General features: G+C 49.8%; 1 pseudogene. It reads left to right on the forward strand.

The annotated features are described in order from the left end of the window. Positions 1 to 253 (forward strand): annotated as a pseudogene (locus tag IV91_RS19930) (integrase); the annotation flags it as partial.

Raw genomic sequence — 253 nt, forward strand, 5'->3', positions numbered from 1 at the left:
CGAAATCCTCAGAAATCAGCAAGGGTTGCATGATATTCTGGTATTCCCATCCATACGCAAAGGAACTCAACTCTCTGATATGGTCATTACGGCATTTCTGCGTCGCGTTCAGGCACCAAGCGATGTGGCGAATCGGGTTGCAACAGCGCATGGCTTTCGTTCCAGTTTCAGAGACTGGTGCAGCGAACAAGGCTGTTCTCGGGATTTGGCCGAGCGATCCTTGGCACACACTGTTAAAAACAAGGTTGAAGCA

Origin of the sequence: Ferrovum myxofaciens, assembly GCF_000735045.1 — a bacterium.
Lineage (GTDB): Bacteria > Pseudomonadota > Gammaproteobacteria > Burkholderiales > Ferrovaceae > Ferrovum > Ferrovum myxofaciens.